This window comes from Paenibacillus sp. FSL P2-0322 (assembly GCF_037975315.1).
Lineage (GTDB): Bacteria > Bacillota > Bacilli > Paenibacillales > Paenibacillaceae > Paenibacillus > Paenibacillus polymyxa_B.
In genome coordinates this window covers 5,580,271-5,598,288 of record NZ_CP150243.1, presented here as the reverse complement: position 1 = coordinate 5,598,288, position 18,018 = coordinate 5,580,271, and the positions used below count along the sequence as shown (strand labels likewise).

The following is an 18,018-nucleotide window of genomic DNA, read 5'->3' as shown; positions in this document are numbered from 1 at the left end:
CACGTATATGAGTAAGAAGAAAAGAAATAAGAATCATGTAAATCGAATGATTAAGGTAAGTGTACTGACAACACAGGTGCTCAACCTAGCCAACCCATATATTTCAGCGACGTTTGCATCGGAGAGCGTAAGCGACAATACGACGGAGAATGTGTCGGTGTCGGACGGGTTCATACAAGACGCTTTCTCATCCCCCGTGGCCTTATCAGTCTATATGCAGGCGCAAATGGACGAGCCTCCATACTATACATGGCTTTCACCTCAGGAAAGCGGTGTTTCTTTTTATGAAAATCTGTATATGGCATTCAGTGAGGAGGTGCAACTGGGAGCAGGCCACCTGGTGGTGCATCAGGAAGATGGAAGTGAAGTGGGAAGAATAAACATAAGCGGAGGAACGGTCACAGGGGGAGATATCCATTTTAGTGGTCATAATGTGGTGATGAAACTGGATCACCCGCTGACGGATAGTACGGGGTACTATGTAGAGGTCAGCTCGGGAATGTTTGTAGATAGCGCGGGCCAGGGAACAAACGCCATTTGGGATAAGAACACGTGGAGCTTCCGGACAGCAGACACCACTGCACCGAAGCTGGTAAGGGAAATATTGCCGGAAGGTACAGAGCTAAGCGGAGCGGGTCCAGATGCGAACTTTATGCTGGAGTTCAATGAGCCGATGAAGTGGAACCACGGTTACGTAAGACTCCATGAAGCTTCGGGTGGAGCCGTGGTGCGAGAGCTGCGGGTATCCGGAGCCGGGAATGCGAATTATACGATCAACGACGAAGAGAATGTAGTGTACTTTAGGCTATCGGGTGGACTGGAGGAAGGGAAGTCGTATTATCTGGAAATTACCTCGGGAGCACTGACGGATATGGCGATGAACCCGTATGCGGGGATGCATACGCCTGAGGATTGGACGTTCCGCGTACGAGATGAGCGCCCATATTCTATCTATACATACCCCCGTGAATATGCACATACGCTCACCCCGAACCTGTACATGAACTTCAGCGAAGAGGTGCAACTGGGAGCAGGCCACCTGGTGGTGCATCAGGAAGATGGAAGTGAAGTGGGAAGAATAAACATAAGCGGAGGAACAGTCACAGGGGGAGATATCCATTTTAGTGGTCATAATGTGGTGATGAAACTGGATCACCCGCTGACGGATAGTACGGGGTACTATGTAGAGGTCAGCTCGGGAATGTTTGTAGATAGCGCGGGCCAGGGAACAAACGCCATTTGGGATAAGAACACGTGGAGCTTCCGGACAGCAGACACCACAGCACCGAAGCTGGTAAGGGAAATATTGCCGGAAGGTACAGAGCTAAGCGGAGCGGGTCCAGATGCGAACTTTATGCTGGAGTTCAATGAGCCGATGAAGTGGAACCGTGGTTACGTAAGACTCCATGAAGCTTCGGGTGGGGCCGTGGTGCGAGAGCTGCGGGTATCCGGAGCCGGGAATGCGAATTATACGATCAACGACGAAGAGAATGTAGTGTACTTTAGGCTATCGGGTGGACTGGAGGAAGGGAAGTCGTATTATCTGGAAATTACCTCGGGAGCACTGACGGATATGGCGATGAACCCGTATGCGGGGATGCATACGCCTGAGGATTGGACGTTCCGCGTACGAGATGAGCGCCCATATTCTATCTATACATACCCCCGTGAATATGCACATACGCTCACCCCGAACCTGTACATGAACTTCAGCGAAGAGGTGCAACTGGGAGCAGGCCACCTGGTGGTGCATCAGGAAGATGGAAGTGAAGTGGGAAGAATAAACATAAGCGGAGGTACAGTCGTAGGTGGCACGGTACATATCAGTGGTCAGCATGTGCGGATGGAACTGGATCATCCACTGGCAGATAGTACCCAGTATTATGTAGAGGTCAGCTCGGGTATGTTTGTAGACCGTGCGGGTCAGGGGACAAATGCCATTTGGGACAAGGACATGTGGACCTTCCAGACGGCAGACACCACAGCGCCGAAGCTGGTAAGGAAGGTATCACCAGAAGGTTCAGAGCTTAGTGGTGCAGGCCAGTATGCAGGCTTTATGCTGGAGTTTAATGAGCCGATGAAGTGGAACCAAGGCTATGTAAGGCTCCACGAAGCCTCAGGTGGGGCAGTGGTTCGCGAACTGCGAGTATCCGGTGCAGGAAATTCGAATTTTACGTTAAAAGGCGAGGAAAATATAGCGTACATCGAGCTATCAGGCGGGTTGGAAGAAGGAAAGTCGTACTATCTGGAAATTACCTCGGGAGCGCTGACAGACCATGCAATGAATCCGTATGTGGGGATGCATACTCCAGAGGAATGGGCGTTCCGCGTACGAGATGAGCGCTCACATCGTTCTAAGGATAAGGAAACGTCAGCTCAGGGTACTTCGTCAGCGGCTTCCCAAACAGAGACTAAGACGGGAGCCGTATTAACAGACGCTAAGACAGTAGCCGATAAGAGCCGCACTATTCAACTTATTGGTTTGAACGATGGAGACGTCAGCCAAGCCCTGAATGTTACAATCGGTGAGCAGAAAGAGTTGGTCGTGAACGCCTCGGGGTACAATAAAGCAGCAAAAGTGAGTATACCTTCTACCTTTTTAAAGGAATATGAGAAAGAAAATACAAAGGTGCCGATTAGCATTCACACAGCAGTAGCCCAGTTTACTCTTTCTGCTGAATTAGTTGGCAAATTGGTCTCATTATATCCTGAAGACAACCTGATCGTCGAAATTTCAGCGCTGTCAGGCGAAAACGGTGCACAAGTGCGACAAGCTATTGCAGACACGGGTTTAGCGAATGTTGTCGTAAACCCGGTTGATTTCAAGCTTATGGCTGGAGATCAAGAGATCACTGAATTTTTCGGGCATTACGTGGAACGGAAATTGATTCTCGATCATGAAGTTGATCCTAAGCATATAGCGGCCGTTTGGTTCGATCCTAAGACAGGTGTGTTGTCGTCTGTTCCCGTGTTGATACAGAATGTGGATGGGCAATTAGAGGCAATTATTAAGTCAAACCATAACAGCATTTATGCTGTAGTCTCAGCAGACAAAAAGTTTAAGGATCTAGAAAATCATTGGGCGCAGAAAGATGTAGAGATGCTGGCAAACAAGTTGATTGTCCAAGGTGTTCAGTCTGATATTTTTGAACCAAATCGGGCTGTAACAAGAGCTGAATTTGTGTCAATGCTTGTTCGCGGACTTGGTATGCAGGAAAAGCCGTTAACGGAACATTTTACAGATGTGAAAGAAAATGCCTGGTATGCTGGTAGTGTTGGAGCTGCGGTGGAAGCTGGTTTGATTCGTGGTTATGGGGATCAGTCATTTGGACCAGAAAGGTTAATTACGCGTGAGGAAATCGTGGTTATTACCGAAAAGGCTGTACATTATGCTCAAACACTGAATGCTGATCCTACTAATGAGAAATATAAAGAGATTTACAGCGACGCATCTACTGTTTCCCCTTGGGCTCAAGATGCTATGGCGCAGGCTACAGAGCAAGGCTTAATTAAGGGTGTGTCTCCAGACCTGCTTGCTCCCAAACAACAGGCAACGCGGGTAGAAGCGACCTCGATATTAAAACGGTTTTTGCAACTTATTAAATTCACAAATTAAAAAACAATAAATTAGACGAATAAGTACTCTTTTTTGGCGGTCCGTATGGATCGCCATTTTTATGCTTTATAATAGATGCTATTATTAGAGCTATCGCTGTTCAATGATAGATTTTTTTAGAAAAAAGGAGGTGCGATGGTGATGATGGAGGTGACTGGCATTATCGTGGCGGGCGGACGCTCTAGCAGAATGGGACAGGACAAGGCGCTGCTTCAGCTGGGAGGGATTACGGTACTGGAGAGAATAGCTGCTGTGCTAGGGCAGGTAGCAAAACGGGTTATTGTAGTGACCCGGGATGCACAACAGTATAGAGAGTTTGATCTGGAAACGACAAAAGACCTGTATCCCGGCTTAGGGCCTTTGAGCGGCATTCATGCGGGGCTTTCTGCTTCCACAACGGAGTGGGGCATTGTCGTTGCCTGCGATATGCCCTTCGTGCAGCCAGAGATATTGTGTGCTTTGCTTACTCACGCAACGAACTGGACAGCGGCGCAAGAGACAAGCAGTGAACAAGGAAAGCAACAAGTACAAGGAGATCATATAACCTTGACAGGAAATGGCTCATTGCCCCAGCCAGCACAACCTGCGTTACAGGCAGTGATCGCCTCGGTGGATGGACGTATACATCCGCTGCTAGGCATATACCATCAAAGTGTGTTGCCGTCTGCCGAGCAATGTCTGCGTAGTGACCGTCTTCGTCTGATCGACTGGCTAGATTCATTGAACGTTCGTTATGAGACAGCGGGCGATTGGCCAGGTGCGAGCTTAGAGATGTGGCGGCAAGCTGTGTTTAATATGAACTACCCGCAAGATTATCAGACTACAGTGGAGCAATTGGAGCATATACAAAAACGTACCAAACGTGCACAGAACCTGGAAAAACCAGAACGATAACCACGTCAAGAACGGAAGGAAATAACAGGACATGAGAGAGAAGAAGTGTAATGATTTTGAGGGGAGTACATAACATGTTGGAAGCTATTATCCATGCCGTTTTATTGGCGCTGGGTTTGATTTTGCCTTTAGGGGTACAAAATGTATTTGTGTTTAATCAAGGGGCGTCCCAGTCGCGGTTTCGCAATGCACTGCCTGCTGTCATTACAGCGGGTATCTGTGATACAATCCTGATCACGCTTGCGGTTGGGGGCGTGTCTCTTATTTTGCAGCAATTTCTATGGCTCACGAACGTACTCTATGCAGCGGGCTGTTTGTTTCTGCTATATATGGCCTGGACTCTATGGAGGTCGAAGGCAGCTTCCTCAGGAGAAAGTCAGGCGATGCGCCCGAAACGACAGATGATTTTTGCTGCTTCGGTTTCGCTATTGAATCCACATGCCATACTCGACACTGTTGGGGTAATTGGAACCAGCTCCCTTCAATATGACGGCGGGGAACGCTGGGCCTTTGGTCTGGCTGCCGTGTCCGTATCTTGGATATGGTTTATCGGTCTGGCAACGGCGGGGCGTCTCGTGGGACGTATGGATTCAGAAGGGAAGTTTGGGACTGTGCTCAACAAAATATCGGCACTGATTATTTTAGTCCTGGCGATGTATATGGCGATAAATTTTATTACCAGTATGTGATCCAAGCCTAGTTAGAGGAAAAACTTCAAAACAGCGAATACCCCGCTCAAAGCAAAGGGAACACCGATCAAAAACAGCATAAAGGCCAGACAGCCAGCACCATTTATACCGCCTGCAATTCGGGCGTCCCGAGGGTTGGATGGATTGTATAATACCTTAATCTTGCTGCCAACCCGGTTGAGGCTTAGGTTGGTGCTATAAGGATTCCAGAATTCTACGGCTTCACCTGAAGCTGTATAGAAGCGCACCTTTAATCGGCGGGTGTAGCTAGTATCTACCGGATCATCTCGGTCAAAGGGAACGACATCAATATCTACTTCGATATGCGCATCAACGATTTGCCCCTTGGTACGGATCCAGTGGCGTTTACGATAACGATGACGACGGATCGTTCTGAATCCCAAATAGATGAGTAGCAGTCCAATCAAGCTGAACAATGGCATCAGCAGATCGGAGCTAAAATGAAACCAATACACATTGAAATCAATTGAGATGATAATCTACTCCTTTAAATAAGCGATAATCAATATATCGGACGTTTTTAGGAACAGTTTAATTCTTCCATAGAGATAACGGCAGAGCTGTATGGAATATAAAAAGATCCTACTTCACCGGGAAGTGGATCTTTTTAATAGCTGCGAGGATTAGTTTTTGCTCGATAGGGACATATCAAAATCAACATCCTTGATAAATTCGATAACCTCACCATTAGGACTGTGGACTAATGCATTTGTTACAATCAGAGGAGGTTCCCCAAGTGTAAGTTGATTGGGTTCCACAAAGGTTCTTGCTCCGTGGGCAAGGGCTTTTTGATATATTTCATCTACATTGTCTACGTAAAATGCCAAGTGTAATAAAGCCCCGTGAGCAATCTCTTGCTCGGATGAAGCTTTTTTTCCTTGGGCAGGAATGACAGCATCATTATCAAAAATTTCGAGACAGGTTCTCTGATCGGGTGAGATCAGCATGGAAGCCTCTTGAATTCGAAAAGACGGAAGACTCCAGTGATGTCCTCTTTTAAATCCCAATACCTTGGTATAAAATGCAATGGTCGCTTGATAGTCACGGGCTTGTATGGCAACATGCGCTAGTCCCTTTACGCTCATTTCAGATCCTCCTTTTGATTCAGGATTTTGCGAAATTCGATTCCAGCCGCTCCGAAGTGCAATATATAGACGAACTAGACCATTTCGATCTATATATTGTTCATTGGAAGTCGCTTATGAGATTTTTGCAAAATCCTCATGTAAGTAAACCTTATTATATGAATAATTATGTGGTGCTTATATATTTAAAGTAAGGTTTTTATACTATATTAATTATTAAATAAAAGTTAATTTGGGTGAAAAATATTATTTTTTAAATTCAGGTTAGGAGGGCTCGATATGCAGCATCACATTGACGATATAGATTACAAAATCATGGAATTGCTACAGCATGACGCTCGGATAACTATTTCCCAAATCAGTAAAGAAATCTCGATGTCACAGCCGTCTGTTAAAGAAAGGATAACCAAGCTTGAAGAACGAGGGATTATTTCTGGATATAGCACCGTATTTAATTTACGGGAAATGAATCGAGGGACGACTACATTTATTCTAATAAAGACAGAACATTGCCAAGAGCTGGTTGAATTTTGTAGAGAGGCGAAGGAAGTCACCGATTTATTTCGCATTAGTGGGGAATTTAATTATCTCATTAAGGTACAAACCGCGTCAGTAGAGGAAATTGCAGAGCTTCAGGATTCACTAGTCAAGCTGGGTCCTTCGAAGTCGCATATTTGTATGAAAAATATACTGGAGAACAGGGTTTTGCTGTAAGCCAATCGGAGAACCGAACATTTGGAATATAGAGCATTCGGAATAACTGTATTTGTGAAATAAAGATAAGCGAATGCTTGGATGAAATAAAAAAAAGTGACGCTGAATTACAACAGCGTCACCGTAATGCCTTGCTCCAGGCGCTTCACGTCCTGGAGCTCGATTTTCCCGGCCATGGCGTGCAGAGCTGCCGCTGTGCCGCAGGCCGCTCCCTGCCGTAGCATGGCAGGGAGATCCAGCCCCGTCGCCGCGCCGGTGACCAGTCCGGCGACCATGGCGTCACCGCTGCCGAGCGCGCTGACAATGTCCGCGTCTGGCAGGCTCACGCGGTAGCGCGCATCGCTCGTTACCGCCAGCGCCCCGCGCGCGCCGAGCGAGATGACGGCCAGCTGCGCTCCGGCTTCCAGCAGCTTTGCTGCCGCCGCTTCAGCGGCATCCGGGCGCGCTGCGTCGATTCCCGCGAAGTGGGCGGCCTCGTCCTCGTTAGGCTTCACGAGGTCGGGCTTTCCGCGCAGCCCCAAGCGCAGCGCCTCACCGCTCGCGTCCAGCGCCACCCGCGCGCCGCGCGCCTTCGCCAGCGTGCACAGCTCGGCATACAGATCGGGCGGGCAGCCGGGTGGCAGGCTGCCGGAGAATACGACCCAAGCCGAATCCTCGGCAAGGGTCTCGATTTTGCGCCGTAGTGCGGCTAATTCAAGCGGCCCAACGGTTGGCCCGCTCTCAATCAGCTCGGTCTGCGTGCGCGCGGACGGGTCGAGCACGGTAATGGCGAGACGGGTCTCCCCATGAGCCGTTTCGATGAAATCGGCGCTTACGCCTTCTGCGCTCAACCCGTCAATGAGTAGCCGTCCAGTGTGTCCGGCAGCAAACCCGGTCGCTCGTACAGGCTCGCCGAGCGTGCGAACGACGCGGGCGGCATTCACGCCCTTGCCGCCCGGTACCGTCAGGCCGCCTTCAATGCGGTGGACGGCATTCAAACCGAAGCCTGCAACCGTGTAGATTTTATCCACAGCCGCGTTAAGCGTTACGGTGGTAATCACAAGGCATCACTCCTTTAAGATCAGCAATTTGCAACATTTGATGCCATTCGCTCATGCTAAGATATCAGCTTTAATCCCAATGCTGCGGCAAGAATCATGGCGATGAATAAAACACGCAGTACGCTTTTTTGTTCACCGTACAAGAACATGCCTGTAATCGTGCTGCCAACCGTTCCGATGCCTGTCCATACCGCATAGGAAGTTCCCATAGGCAAACTTTTCATGGCATAGCTGAGTAGAGAGAAGCTAAGAACAAAGGATAAGACCATAAGCACTAAGGACTTCCAGCCTTTGCCCACCGTAACGCCCTTCATACCGATGACTCCTAACACTTCCGAGCATCCCGCGATAACCAATGCAATCCAAGCCATTATGCACCACTCCCTTCCTGAACATCACGGTCGGTAACTAACTTCAAGCCGACCACACCTGCCAGCAAAAGGGCAATTAACAGCGTTTTGGACCATTGAAACGGTTCCCCAAATAGCAGCATTTCGCCTACGACCGTTCCCCCTGTCCCCAGTCCGGTGAATACAGCATATACCGTGCCTACAGGCAAACGCTTCGCAGCCTTCATGATCAAATAAAAGCTGGCTACCACAGCCAGCACGGTTACAGCCCAGGTGAGTGCGGAATCCGCATGCTTCAAACCCGATACCCATACGACCTCAATCAGGCCGCCAACAAAAACGTAAATCCAACTGCGATTCATGATGAATGTTCTCCTCAAAAATAGATTTTATAAGTTCGACAGCTTCACGCTTCATGAGGTGAGGTTAACGTAATCCCACGCCAAAAAATAGGCCATGCAGCGTTCAGTCTTCGGTGGTAGTTGATGCTTCCACTGTACAGTAGCTCCACCATGATTCCGTCCACCAGTGTCATGAAGGCTAAAGCCACATCCACTGGCTCCATATGCCCAAAGGGTTCCCGATCCCGTGTATTCCGGAGGCGGCGAGTTAATTTTCGCTCCATTTTATCCAGAAAAGGATTAACAATATCCAGCACCTCGTGATACAACGATACAGGCGGAAAGAAGGAAAAGCGAAGCATAAACTTGGCTGAGTCGTTGCTTTCATATTCCTGTCCCATCCAAAACAAGAAGTCATGCAGGGTATGCTTAAGCGGCTGATCTTTACGTTCCGTAAAGTATTCGAAAATACGTAAATTCTGCTCTTGAAAAGCGTACCTCGCCACCTGTAGAAACAGATCCTCCTTGCCTTGGAAATGCGCGTATATAGACGGTTTTCGGATACCGACCTCAGCGGCAATACTGCTCAAGGAGGCTCCCTCATACCCATTGGTGGCAAACTGAAAAAGAGCGGCCTTTCGAATCTCTTCCATCCCCATTATTTTCACCTACCTAACGTTCGTTAGTTTATTTTTACACGAAAAAAAGTAAGTGTCAACCCAGCATCATTGCGTTTTGTATAAAGCTTTTCTTTGGATTTTTTTTATCAACATTTTAATAAAAAAGTGGGAAGAAATAAGGGGCTCATGTACAATATAATGAAGAATACCTGTCAAATGCAGTCCACTGGAAGTGAGGTTAGTTATGAGGCGAAGCTTACTGGCCGTATTGATCGCGGCTATGGTGTTTATTATTTATTATTTTGGCTTGTTTAATTACATCGGCAAAAATGAAGGAACTGTCATCAGTATTTTTTCCACCCTGACAGTGATCTCCATCAGTCTGATTATTTTTACGGAGAATCGTAATCCCTCCACCACGATGTCCTGGATTTTGCTGCTGGCATTGCTGCCAGTCGTTGGACTTCCTCTTTATTTTTTGTTTGGGCAAAATGTATTCAAGCGTCGCAAGTATGACAAAAAGGCATTGCGTGACCAACAGGCTTACGACCGCATTGAAAAGGATGCTTTGCGAGTCAAACGGGATCTGACCTGCTTTACAGATGAGCAGCAGCAGTTGATGCGTTTGGCCCGCAGACTGGCCCGCTCCCCGATTTATTTTGCGACAGAAACTCAAATTCTGAACAATGGAGATGAAACCTTCTCCACTTTGCTGGAAGAACTGCGCAAGGCGCAGCATCATATCCATATGGAATATTACATTTTCCGGTCGGATGATATCGGTACCAGCATTCAGAAGATTTTGATCGAAAAGGCCAAAGCGGGTGTTAAGGTTCGGTTTATGTACGATGCGGTGGGCAGTATTCAGTTGTCGAAGTCATTTTTGAAGGAAATGAGAGATGCAGGAGTAGAGGTTGTTGCATACGGTGGTGCTCGGATCTTGTTTTTCTCCAGCCGGGTAAACTATCGTAATCACCGTAAAATTGTAGTTATCGACGGTAATATCGGATTAATTGGTGGACTAAATGTAGGGGATGAGTATCTCAGCCGCAACAAAGCCTACGGCTTTTGGCGTGATACGCATATGATTGTGAAGGGCGAAGCTGTGCGGACGTTGCAGCTTATATTTTTACAGGATTGGCTTCACATGACGGGCGAGTCGGTGCTCGATAGCGAATATCTGTCTCCCAATATTGAACCCATTACGGATGGAGGCGTGCAGATTATTGCCAGCGGCCCGGATAATGAGCGGAGAGTACTTAAAAATCTCTTTTTCTCCATGATCACATCTGCCCGAAAATCAGTCTGGATTGCCACTCCTTATTTTATCCCGGATGAAGATATCCTGACTGCCTTACGGATGGCTGCCTTGTCCGGGTTGGACGTGCGTATTCTGTTTCCCGCAAAACCGGATAAATGGCTACCGTTTCTCGCGTCTCATTCGTACTTCCAGTCGTTGCTGGAGGTTGGAGTCAAGGTATATGAATATGAAAAAGGGTTCCTCCACTCCAAGCTCCTCATCATTGACGGGGAAGTTGCGACCATCGGGACAGCCAATATGGATATGCGTAGCTTTCATTTGAATTTTGAAGTTAACGCTCTGTTAATTCAAACGCACAGTGTGCAGCAGATGGTAACAGACTACGAACGAGATTTGCACTCTGCCAGTCTGATCGTACGCGAAGAATTCATGAAAAAACGTCTGTTCAAACGTTTGATGGAATCACTCGCGCGGCTGCTTTCACCGCTGCTGTAACATAAACGAATTCGCTACAGCAGTATCCCGTAGTTAAAATGTAGTAAAGCCTAAAATATCCTGTAGACGGTATATAATATCTTTCCAAAATGTTGAATGATCCTCGTAAGCTGCTAGATCCAAACTGTATTCAGCCCCCTGATTATTCCATAGCTTATCAAAATAGGCCGCAACCTGTCGGGTCAGCTTGCTGTCCGCCGGAGCGGCCACCCACAATTCATTTTCCAGATTCAAATCATCCAGATTACGGGGGGTCAGATTGGTAGAGCCACCCCAAATGATATGCTCTCCTTGTGCCTTGGCGATATAAATCAGTTTGGTATGGAACTGCTCATGGGTGGTATGATACCAGCGAATTTGAATGTTCCCGCCCGATTTATCGGACAACTCCTGGGCAACCGGACGATTGGGGATGCCGATTTTTTCCTGACCAAACGCGTTTTCATTGGGGTCCAGCAGCAATTGGATGTTTACACCGCGCGCAGAGGCATCCAGCAGGCTGTTCAATACTTTGCGGTCAGCCAAATAAAACATGCCCATATGAATGCTGTCACCTTTTTTCGTCTGCGCAATGCCATCCAGAACTGAGGTGTACACCTTGCCCTCAGTTAGATATTTGATCCGGTAGCTGTCCTTACTCGATGGAACTTTGGGTTCAGCTTGTGGTGTATAGGCAGGAAGCTGCCCACCGCCCGAAAAGTCCAACACCGCCTGCTCTGTTTGTAAAATGTCTCCGATGATAGGCCCCTTCACCTCCAGCGCTACATTGGAGTGATAGGCGCTCGCGTCGTGCACGTTGCCTGTAGAAATGAGCGCTGTCTGTTCGTTGGCAACCAATTTTCGGTGATTGGCCTTGACGTTTAACAGCTTAAGATAGGAGCGAGCCGTTACATCAGGTCCGTCACTGGCCATCAGGTTGGGAATCCAGCCTGTGCCCTGTTGCCCGAACCATTGGAAAAAGGTACGCCACACTGCCGAATATATGGGGGTGGAGTCCCGCAACGGGTCTACATCGGTCTGCACGACTTGAATCCCTGCTCGCTTCATATTCTCCAACAAAGGATTGGGGGCAGAATTGTAGTTGGTATTGACTTCATCTGTAATGAAAAAGATAGGCATATCCGGATGAGCTTTCTTTTTGGCAATAAGATGATCGGTCATTTGTGCGCTGACTTGGGGGAAGCGTTGACCTTTATGCTTATAGTCATTGAACAGAAACAGGTCGATGACAATAAATTGTTGGGCTTCATCAATGATCCCGAGCATACGATTCAAAATTTGTCCTTCATGCTGTGCAGTGCTTCCATCCCCGGTCGGATAGGTCAAATCCGTCCAGAAGTTTACCTCATGGGTTGAATATTCCTGACTTTCATAGGAGACGAACGGAGGCAATGGTTTATGGGTCTGATACAGCATGACGGTAATCAGCCAGAGAATAAGTACCAGAATAGCGATTTTAAGAGTACGGCCCTTTTTCCCGGTTTTTCTTTGATATTCCGGCACAGAATGCAGCGGATCACGTGTAGTCATATGACGATCAACTCCTCAATTGAATGCTGCATTCCATTTTATCGTGCCGGAACATGCAGTTTTATGATGGGATACTGTCAAGTTATTAACGCAAGTGTGCAGGATTGACGCGGATACTGAATGGAATGAAATGGAGTATGTTTTACTATTCATTGAGGACATATGTCCTTTATAGAGAGTCTGCCCTATACTTTAATATATAGAAAAGTCATTTACATGGGGAGAATAACGATTTATGAGAGGAATCTTGTTTGCTTTTCTGGGAGGAGCGTGTATTACGCTACAGGGGGTAGCGAATACACGGATTAGTCAGGATATCGGTACATGGCCGGCGGCCACTGTTACTCAGCTAATAGGCTTTATTTTGGCAGCATTAGTCTGGATGTTTACAAGGGATGGCAATGTAGCTGAAATGAAACAGGTAAAGCCGATGTATCTTTGGGGCGGTGCCTTTGCAGCTATTATTATATTTAGTGAAGTCACGGCAATCCAACATATTGGGGTTACGTTCACGATCTCGGCGTTGTTGATTGCGCAGTTGTGTTTAACCTTCCTGGTAGATATTAAGGGATGGTTCGGTATAGTGAAGCAAAAGATGAAGCTGCCACAATTTATAGGTATTGGTATGATGATCGCGGGTGTAATTATTCTGAAGCTCTAAAATAGAATTTTAACTTGTAAAGAAAGCTTAGTATGTAGAAATTGAAGGTGAGCTTAGGAATGAGAGAAATTCAGGATCAAGAGCAGCTAAAATATTTTTTGCAGCTGCATGAGTTGGAATCCATACTCTACGAGCCACTACATCCTTATTTGTCGTTGCATCGTTTGGAGCGAGGGGAAAAGCTCTGTTCACAGGGAGATTCCATCGAACATCTATATATACTGGTGCAGGGCAAGGTCAAGATTTATACCAGTTCTACAGAAGGGAAAACCCTGATCCTTTGCTTCAAAACACCGATCGAGGTCATAGGAGATGTTGAATATATTCGGAGTAGTCACGTTATCAACACAGTAGAGGCAGTGTCTCCGATCTATGTGATCGGTATTCACCACCAATGGATGAACAAATACGGCAGAGACTATGCTCCTTTGCTGCAATTTCTATTGGATGTTGTCACGCGAAAGTTTTGCCTGGACTCCGACTTTTCCAGTTTCAATCTCATGTATCCGGTGGAAGTCAGGCTGGCGAGCTACCTGCTATCGGTTTCTTTTGACGAATCGAATACGGCTTTTCATGAGGAATTACGTGCATCTAGTCTGGTAGATGTGGCGAATTTGATCGGAACCAGCTATAGACATCTCAACCGTGTCATTCGCAAAATGATTGAAGATGGATGGGTTGAACGGACAAAAGGTTACATTGTCATTCGGGACAGAAAAGGTTTGAGTGAACTGGCAGGACATAATATTTATGAATCATTGTAATAGGAGCATTTAGGATAAAGGCAGAAGAATATCAGGGATCATCAAGGGAGAGTTAAAATATGTTATTAGGAATTGTATTGGCGATTATCGCAGGTGCCTTGGTCAGTCTGCAAACGATATTCAATAATAAGGTGAATGAACGGACAGGATCGTGGGCCACAACAACATTGGTGCTGGGAACAGGGTTCTTGGCTTCCTTACTCGGGAGTCTTATTTTTGAAGGGAAAAATACATTTGCTTTACAGCATATGCAGCCGTGGTACTGGTTCAGTGGCATGATTGGTGTCGGTGTTGTGTTCTGTCTGGTACAAGGAATGAAGCGACTTGGCCCGACCTATGCAATCTCCATTGTATTGACGGCACAATTAGGTACCGCCCTGTTGTGGGATTCGTTAGGATGGCTGGGATTAGAAAAGATTCCGTTTACCTTTAGCAAGTTGATCGGTGTATTGGTCATTATCAGTGGTATTCTCGTATTCAAATTTGGACATGGGCGTACGAAGGAGCAAGCAGAAAGCATTTCATCTGTACCTGATTCGATGAAGGGATAAAGGAGATTGTAATGACCTTTATCTTGCTGGGATAGGGATTGTCCTTTCGAATAGGCATTTTGCAGAAAAGCGGCAGCTCAATTAGGAGCGGCTTTTCTGTAGAGTTTCCGAAAGAAAAAATGTTCACGATCGTGTATATATTTTTCCATCCATGATACAATGAAAGTATCTTAAAATAGCCACATTAAGGGCTACGATATTTGATATAAGAGACGATAAATAGATCGGTTACCGTGTTCGGGAACGGTCTTATTTGTGCTTCTTGAACTTGATACAATAAACAGAGTGACTTTGGATGAGGTGGAACATAGATGAGTAGTACAGAAAATGAAAAAGGAGCACCTGACGGTTTTAATAGATCCGGCTCTTTGTTACCTGCCGCACGGACAGGCGAACGGAAGATTGAGCACGTCCGCCTTTGTTTGCAAGAAGATGTGGCCGGACAAGGCATCACCAGCGGGCTAGAGCGATATGCCTTTAAGCACTGCGCTCTGCCGGAGTTGCATTTTGACGAGGTTCGTCTGGATACTACCTTTTTAGGACAGGCTGTACGAACACCGCTGCTTATTAGCTCCATGACAGGCGGCAGCGCCGAGACAGGAGCGATTAATGAGCGATTAGCAGAGACAGCGGAGAGACGCGGCTGGGCGCTGGGCGTCGGTTCGGTACGGGCTGCGGTGGAAAGGGAAGAATTAGCTTCAACCTTTGCGGTTCGCCGTCTAGCACCCAGCATCCCGGTCCTTGCCAATCTGGGCGCGGTGCAGCTGAACTACGGATTTGGCGTGGACGATTGTCGCCGTGCAGTGGAAATTGCCGGAGCAGATATGTTGGTGCTGCATTTGAACGGATTGCAGGAGATTTTCCAGCCCGAAGGGAATTTGGATTTTAGCGGCCTGCTTCAGCGCATCGAGGAGTTGTGTCGTCAGCTTTCAGTGCCTGTAGGAGTGAAGGAAGTAGGCTGGGGCATAGATGGCGAGACGGCATCGAGACTGTATGATGCGGGTGCTGCCTTTATTGATGTCGCTGGCGCAGGTGGGACAAGCTGGAGCCAAGTGGAGAAATTTCGTAATCCTGATCCTGTGCGTCGTGCTGCGGCGGAGGCGTTTGCGGATTGGGGAAATTCAACCGCTGATTGTATCGTGGAAGTTAGAGCTGCTCAGCCACATGGTGCTCTGATCGGTAGCGGTGGACTGAGAGACGGTGTCGATGCAGCGAAGGCGCTCGCTCTGGGGGCTGACATGGCAGGCTTCGGGCGTTCTTTGCTCGGTTCGGCGGTTGACTCCAGCGAAGCGCTGGAAGCACGCCTGGAGCAGGTGGAGCTGGAACTCCGAACGGTCATGTTTGGGATTGGGGTAGATGGAATAGAAGGGCTTAAAGATACGACTCGACTAAGAAAGAAGGTAAATGGATGAGCGGACTTATTACATTGGTTCAGATGAATGCGGAGCAATATGATCGATTTGAACAACGCTCGCTTGCCGACTACGCGGATGAGAAAATCCAAGCAGGTACATGGACGGTAGAAGAAGCACCAGAACGTGCGGCAGAAAGTTTTGCTCGATACCTGCCACAGAGGCTAGACACACCTCATGCTCACCTGTATATGTTGATGTTTTCCGATGCCGGGGGGCAGAGTCAGGAGGAAGCTGGCTATATCTGGTTCAATATTACGGACGGCGCGCAAGGAAAAGAAGCTTTTCTACTGGATATTCTTGTATACGATTCATACCAGGGGAGAGGTCTAGGTACGCTGGCGATGGAGGCTTTGGAAAAGGAGGCTCGCAGACTGGGAGCTGTCCGCATCGGTTTGCATGTATTTGGGCATAATGAGCGAGCTTTGCATGTATATCGCAAATCGGGCTATCGGGTTACGGATATCCAGATGAGCAAAGAAATCTAAATAGGGATATAGCAAAATCCTGAATTTCATAACCGTATGCTTGCCGCGTGTATAGGTTCTCATATATAATGTGGGTTGGTAAACTAACGGATGGCATAACGCATATTTTATATAAACGGGAGTTGTTCTGATTATGGCTTTAAAAGCGGGGATTGTGGGTCTGCCGAACGTGGGCAAATCAACACTGTTTAACGCAATAACGCAGGCGGGTGCGGAATCCGCAAACTATCCATTTTGTACGATTGACCCGAATGTGGGTGTCGTTGAAGTACCGGATGAGCGGCTGGATAAGCTGACTGAACTGGTTGTACCGAATAAAACGGTGCCAACGGCATTTGAATTTGTTGATATTGCAGGACTTGTGCGCGGTGCGAGCAAGGGCGAGGGTCTGGGTAACAAGTTTCTGGCTCATATTCGTGAAGTGGATGCGATTGTACATGTGGTACGTTGCTTTGAAGATGAGAACATTACCCATGTGGACGGCAAAATTGACCCGATCAGCGACATTCAGACCATTAATCTGGAACTGATTCTGGCGGATATCGAAAGCGTAGACAAGCGTATTGAACGTTCCCGCAAAAACATGAAGGGTGGCAACAAGCAGTACACCCAAGAGGTTGAAGTGCTGGAGCGGATCAAGGAATCGCTGTATGCTGATAAACCGGCGCGTAGCTTAGAATTGTCGGATGAAGAACGGTTGATTGTACGCGATCTTCATTTGCTTACGATGAAGCCTGTATTGTACGCAGCTAATGTCAGCGAAGATGGCGTAACGGAAGCTGACAGCAATCCATATGTGCAAAAGGTACGCGATTTTGCCATAGATGAAAATGCAGAAGTGGTGCCGATCAGCGCCAAGGTAGAATCTGAAATTGCTGAGCTGGAAGGCGAAGACAAGGCGATGTTCCTTGAGGAGCTGGGATTAGCTGAATCCGGATTGAACCGTCTGATTAAAGCAGCTTATCGCTTGCTGGGCCTGTATACGTATTTCACAGCAGGTGTGCAGGAAGTACGCGCTTGGACTATTCACAAAGGAACGAAAGCACCGGGTGCTGCGGGCGTAATTCATACGGATTTTGAACGCGGATTTATCCGTGCCGAGGTTGTATCCTACAACGATTTGGTCGCTGCTGGTTCGATGAACGGGGCTAAGGAACGTGGTCAGCTTCGTCTGGAAGGTAAGGAATATGTAGTGCAGGACGGAGACGTTATGCATTTCCGTTTTAATGTTTAATATATAATTTCCAGAGTACAATGCTCGATTCGGATATATAAAAGACGATAACTCAATGTATTTGTGTTCTGAAATGTGCTAGATTATGTGGTCGCTGCCTATATTAGGGCGGCGACTTTTTATTGTATTGCATGTTGTGTGGATTTTTGCAAAATCCTAAATTAGTCAGTATTTCTTGTAGCTAATTCATGAATTAGTTGGTATAATAAAGAGCTGTAGCCAGTGAAATTGAAGCTGGTTTCATATTAATTT

Annotated in this window: 18 protein-coding genes; 11 read left to right on the top strand and 7 right to left on the bottom strand. The window is 47.3% G+C overall.

Annotation, left to right across the window (positions count from 1 at the left end; all coding sequences use genetic code 11):
• The first annotated feature begins 7 nt into the window (after positions 1-7).
• The 3 genes from MKY24_RS24740 (at position 8) to MKY24_RS24730 (ending at position 5,199) form a co-directional block, all read left to right on the top strand.
• A complete protein-coding gene (locus MKY24_RS24740; RefSeq protein WP_339201066.1) occupies positions 8-3,616 on the top strand; it encodes an Ig-like domain-containing protein in 3,609 nt (1,202 codons plus the stop codon).
• A 144-nt stretch (positions 3,617-3,760) separates the two neighbouring features.
• Positions 3,761-4,510 (top strand): molybdenum cofactor guanylyltransferase, encoded by a 750-nt coding sequence (locus tag MKY24_RS24735; protein ID WP_339202402.1) that lies wholly within the window; start codon positions 3,761-3,763, stop codon positions 4,508-4,510.
• Between the two features lie 74 nt (positions 4,511-4,584).
• Positions 4,585-5,199, top strand: a complete 615-nt coding sequence (locus tag MKY24_RS24730) for a LysE/ArgO family amino acid transporter (protein WP_339201065.1) — start codon at positions 4,585-4,587, stop codon at positions 5,197-5,199.
• Positions 5,200-5,210: 11 nt separating this feature from the next.
• Here the strand turns inward: MKY24_RS24730 and MKY24_RS24725 are convergent, their stop codons facing one another.
• A complete protein-coding gene (locus tag MKY24_RS24725) occupies positions 5,211-5,675 on the bottom strand; it encodes a DUF3592 domain-containing protein (protein ID WP_076156440.1) in 465 nt (154 codons plus the stop codon).
• A gap of 168 nt (positions 5,676-5,843) precedes the next feature.
• Positions 5,844-6,305 (bottom strand): VOC family protein, encoded by a 462-nt coding sequence (locus MKY24_RS24720; protein WP_076156437.1) that lies wholly within the window; start codon positions 6,303-6,305, stop codon positions 5,844-5,846.
• Between the two features lie 279 nt (positions 6,306-6,584).
• On the opposite strand from MKY24_RS24720, the gene MKY24_RS24715 reads away from it, so the two are divergent.
• A complete protein-coding gene (locus tag MKY24_RS24715; protein WP_339201064.1) occupies positions 6,585-7,019 on the top strand; it encodes an Lrp/AsnC family transcriptional regulator in 435 nt (144 codons plus the stop codon).
• 107 nt (positions 7,020-7,126) lie between these two features.
• Here MKY24_RS24715 and MKY24_RS24710 read toward each other — a convergent pair whose 3' ends face one another.
• From MKY24_RS24710 to MKY24_RS24695, 4 genes are read right to left on the bottom strand one after another with little or no spacing between them, the layout of a single operon-like run.
• Positions 7,127-8,059, bottom strand: coding sequence for a 1-phosphofructokinase family hexose kinase (locus MKY24_RS24710; RefSeq protein ID WP_076156434.1), 933 nt, complete (start codon positions 8,057-8,059; stop codon positions 7,127-7,129).
• 56 nt (positions 8,060-8,115) lie between these two features.
• Positions 8,116-8,430, bottom strand: a complete 315-nt coding sequence (locus tag MKY24_RS24705; protein WP_013312355.1) for a multidrug efflux SMR transporter — start codon at positions 8,428-8,430, stop codon at positions 8,116-8,118.
• Entirely contained in the window at positions 8,430-8,771 is a 342-nt protein-coding gene (locus tag MKY24_RS24700; protein ID WP_076264502.1) for a multidrug efflux SMR transporter, read from the bottom strand. Before MKY24_RS24700 ends, MKY24_RS24705 begins: the two co-directional genes overlap by 1 nt.
• A 44-nt stretch (positions 8,772-8,815) precedes the next feature.
• On the bottom strand, positions 8,816-9,409 hold the full coding sequence (locus tag MKY24_RS24695) for a TetR/AcrR family transcriptional regulator (RefSeq protein WP_023990732.1): 594 nt from the start codon (positions 9,407-9,409) through the stop codon (positions 8,816-8,818).
• Between the two features lie 205 nt (positions 9,410-9,614).
• Here MKY24_RS24695 and cls point away from each other — a divergent pair, with 205 nt between their 5' ends.
• Positions 9,615-11,126 (top strand): cardiolipin synthase, encoded by a 1,512-nt coding sequence (gene cls, locus MKY24_RS24690; protein WP_023990731.1) that lies wholly within the window; start codon positions 9,615-9,617, stop codon positions 11,124-11,126.
• A 33-nt stretch (positions 11,127-11,159) separates the two neighbouring features.
• On the opposite strand, the gene MKY24_RS24685 is transcribed toward cls, so the two are convergent.
• Positions 11,160-12,656, bottom strand: coding sequence for a phospholipase D family protein (locus MKY24_RS24685; RefSeq protein ID WP_075154860.1), 1,497 nt, complete (start codon positions 12,654-12,656; stop codon positions 11,160-11,162).
• Positions 12,657-12,891: 235 nt separating this feature from the next.
• Here MKY24_RS24685 and MKY24_RS24680 point away from each other — a divergent pair, with 235 nt between their 5' ends.
• From MKY24_RS24680 to ychF, 6 genes are all read left to right on the top strand, one after another.
• On the top strand, positions 12,892-13,317 hold the full coding sequence (locus MKY24_RS24680) for a DMT family transporter (protein WP_023990729.1): 426 nt from the start codon (positions 12,892-12,894) through the stop codon (positions 13,315-13,317).
• Between the two features lie 59 nt (positions 13,318-13,376).
• Positions 13,377-14,081: a cyclic nucleotide-binding domain-containing protein gene (locus MKY24_RS24675; RefSeq protein ID WP_339201063.1), complete on the top strand. Its 705-nt coding sequence runs from the start codon at positions 13,377-13,379 to the stop codon at positions 14,079-14,081.
• A 59-nt stretch (positions 14,082-14,140) separates the two neighbouring features.
• Positions 14,141-14,632, top strand: coding sequence for a DMT family transporter (locus tag MKY24_RS24670; protein ID WP_028542187.1), 492 nt, complete (start codon positions 14,141-14,143; stop codon positions 14,630-14,632).
• A gap of 311 nt (positions 14,633-14,943) precedes the next feature.
• Entirely contained in the window at positions 14,944-16,044 is a 1,101-nt protein-coding gene (fni, locus tag MKY24_RS24665; RefSeq protein ID WP_023990726.1) for a type 2 isopentenyl-diphosphate Delta-isomerase, read from the top strand.
• Positions 16,041-16,532 (top strand): GNAT family N-acetyltransferase, encoded by a 492-nt coding sequence (locus MKY24_RS24660; RefSeq protein ID WP_028542186.1) that lies wholly within the window; start codon positions 16,041-16,043, stop codon positions 16,530-16,532. The genes fni and MKY24_RS24660 overlap by 4 nt, the downstream gene beginning before the upstream one ends.
• Positions 16,533-16,665: 133 nt before the next feature.
• Entirely contained in the window at positions 16,666-17,766 is a 1,101-nt protein-coding gene (gene ychF / locus MKY24_RS24655) for a redox-regulated ATPase YchF (protein WP_023990724.1), read from the top strand.
• Positions 17,767-18,018 lie beyond the last annotated feature (252 nt).

Bases quoted from the DNA above. Each gene is read 5' to 3' on its own strand.
- MKY24_RS24740 (WP_339201066.1), top strand. From the start codon at position 8: ATGAGTAAGAAGAAAAGAAATAAGAATCATGTAAATCGAATGATTAAG.
- MKY24_RS24735 (WP_339202402.1), top strand. From the start codon at position 3,761: ATGGAGGTGACTGGCATTATCGTGGCGGGCGGACGCTCTAGCAGAATG.
- MKY24_RS24730 (WP_339201065.1), top strand. From the start codon at position 4,585: ATGTTGGAAGCTATTATCCATGCCGTTTTATTGGCGCTGGGTTTGATT.
- MKY24_RS24720 (WP_076156437.1), bottom strand. From the start codon at position 6,305: ATGAGCGTAAAGGGACTAGCGCATGTTGCCATACAAGCCCGTGACTAT.
- MKY24_RS24715 (WP_339201064.1), top strand. From the start codon at position 6,585: ATGCAGCATCACATTGACGATATAGATTACAAAATCATGGAATTGCTA.
- MKY24_RS24705 (WP_013312355.1), bottom strand. From the start codon at position 8,430: ATGGCTTGGATTGCATTGGTTATCGCGGGATGCTCGGAAGTGTTAGGA.
- MKY24_RS24700 (WP_076264502.1), bottom strand. From the start codon at position 8,771: ATGAATCGCAGTTGGATTTACGTTTTTGTTGGCGGCCTGATTGAGGTC.
- MKY24_RS24695 (WP_023990732.1), bottom strand. From the start codon at position 9,409: ATGGGGATGGAAGAGATTCGAAAGGCCGCTCTTTTTCAGTTTGCCACC.
- cls (WP_023990731.1), top strand. From the start codon at position 9,615: ATGAGGCGAAGCTTACTGGCCGTATTGATCGCGGCTATGGTGTTTATT.
- MKY24_RS24685 (WP_075154860.1), bottom strand. From the start codon at position 12,656: ATGACTACACGTGATCCGCTGCATTCTGTGCCGGAATATCAAAGAAAA.
- MKY24_RS24680 (WP_023990729.1), top strand. From the start codon at position 12,892: ATGAGAGGAATCTTGTTTGCTTTTCTGGGAGGAGCGTGTATTACGCTA.
- MKY24_RS24675 (WP_339201063.1), top strand. From the start codon at position 13,377: ATGAGAGAAATTCAGGATCAAGAGCAGCTAAAATATTTTTTGCAGCTG.
- MKY24_RS24670 (WP_028542187.1), top strand. From the start codon at position 14,141: ATGTTATTAGGAATTGTATTGGCGATTATCGCAGGTGCCTTGGTCAGT.
- fni (WP_023990726.1), top strand. From the start codon at position 14,944: ATGAGTAGTACAGAAAATGAAAAAGGAGCACCTGACGGTTTTAATAGA.
- MKY24_RS24660 (WP_028542186.1), top strand. From the start codon at position 16,041: ATGAGCGGACTTATTACATTGGTTCAGATGAATGCGGAGCAATATGAT.
- ychF (WP_023990724.1), top strand. From the start codon at position 16,666: ATGGCTTTAAAAGCGGGGATTGTGGGTCTGCCGAACGTGGGCAAATCA.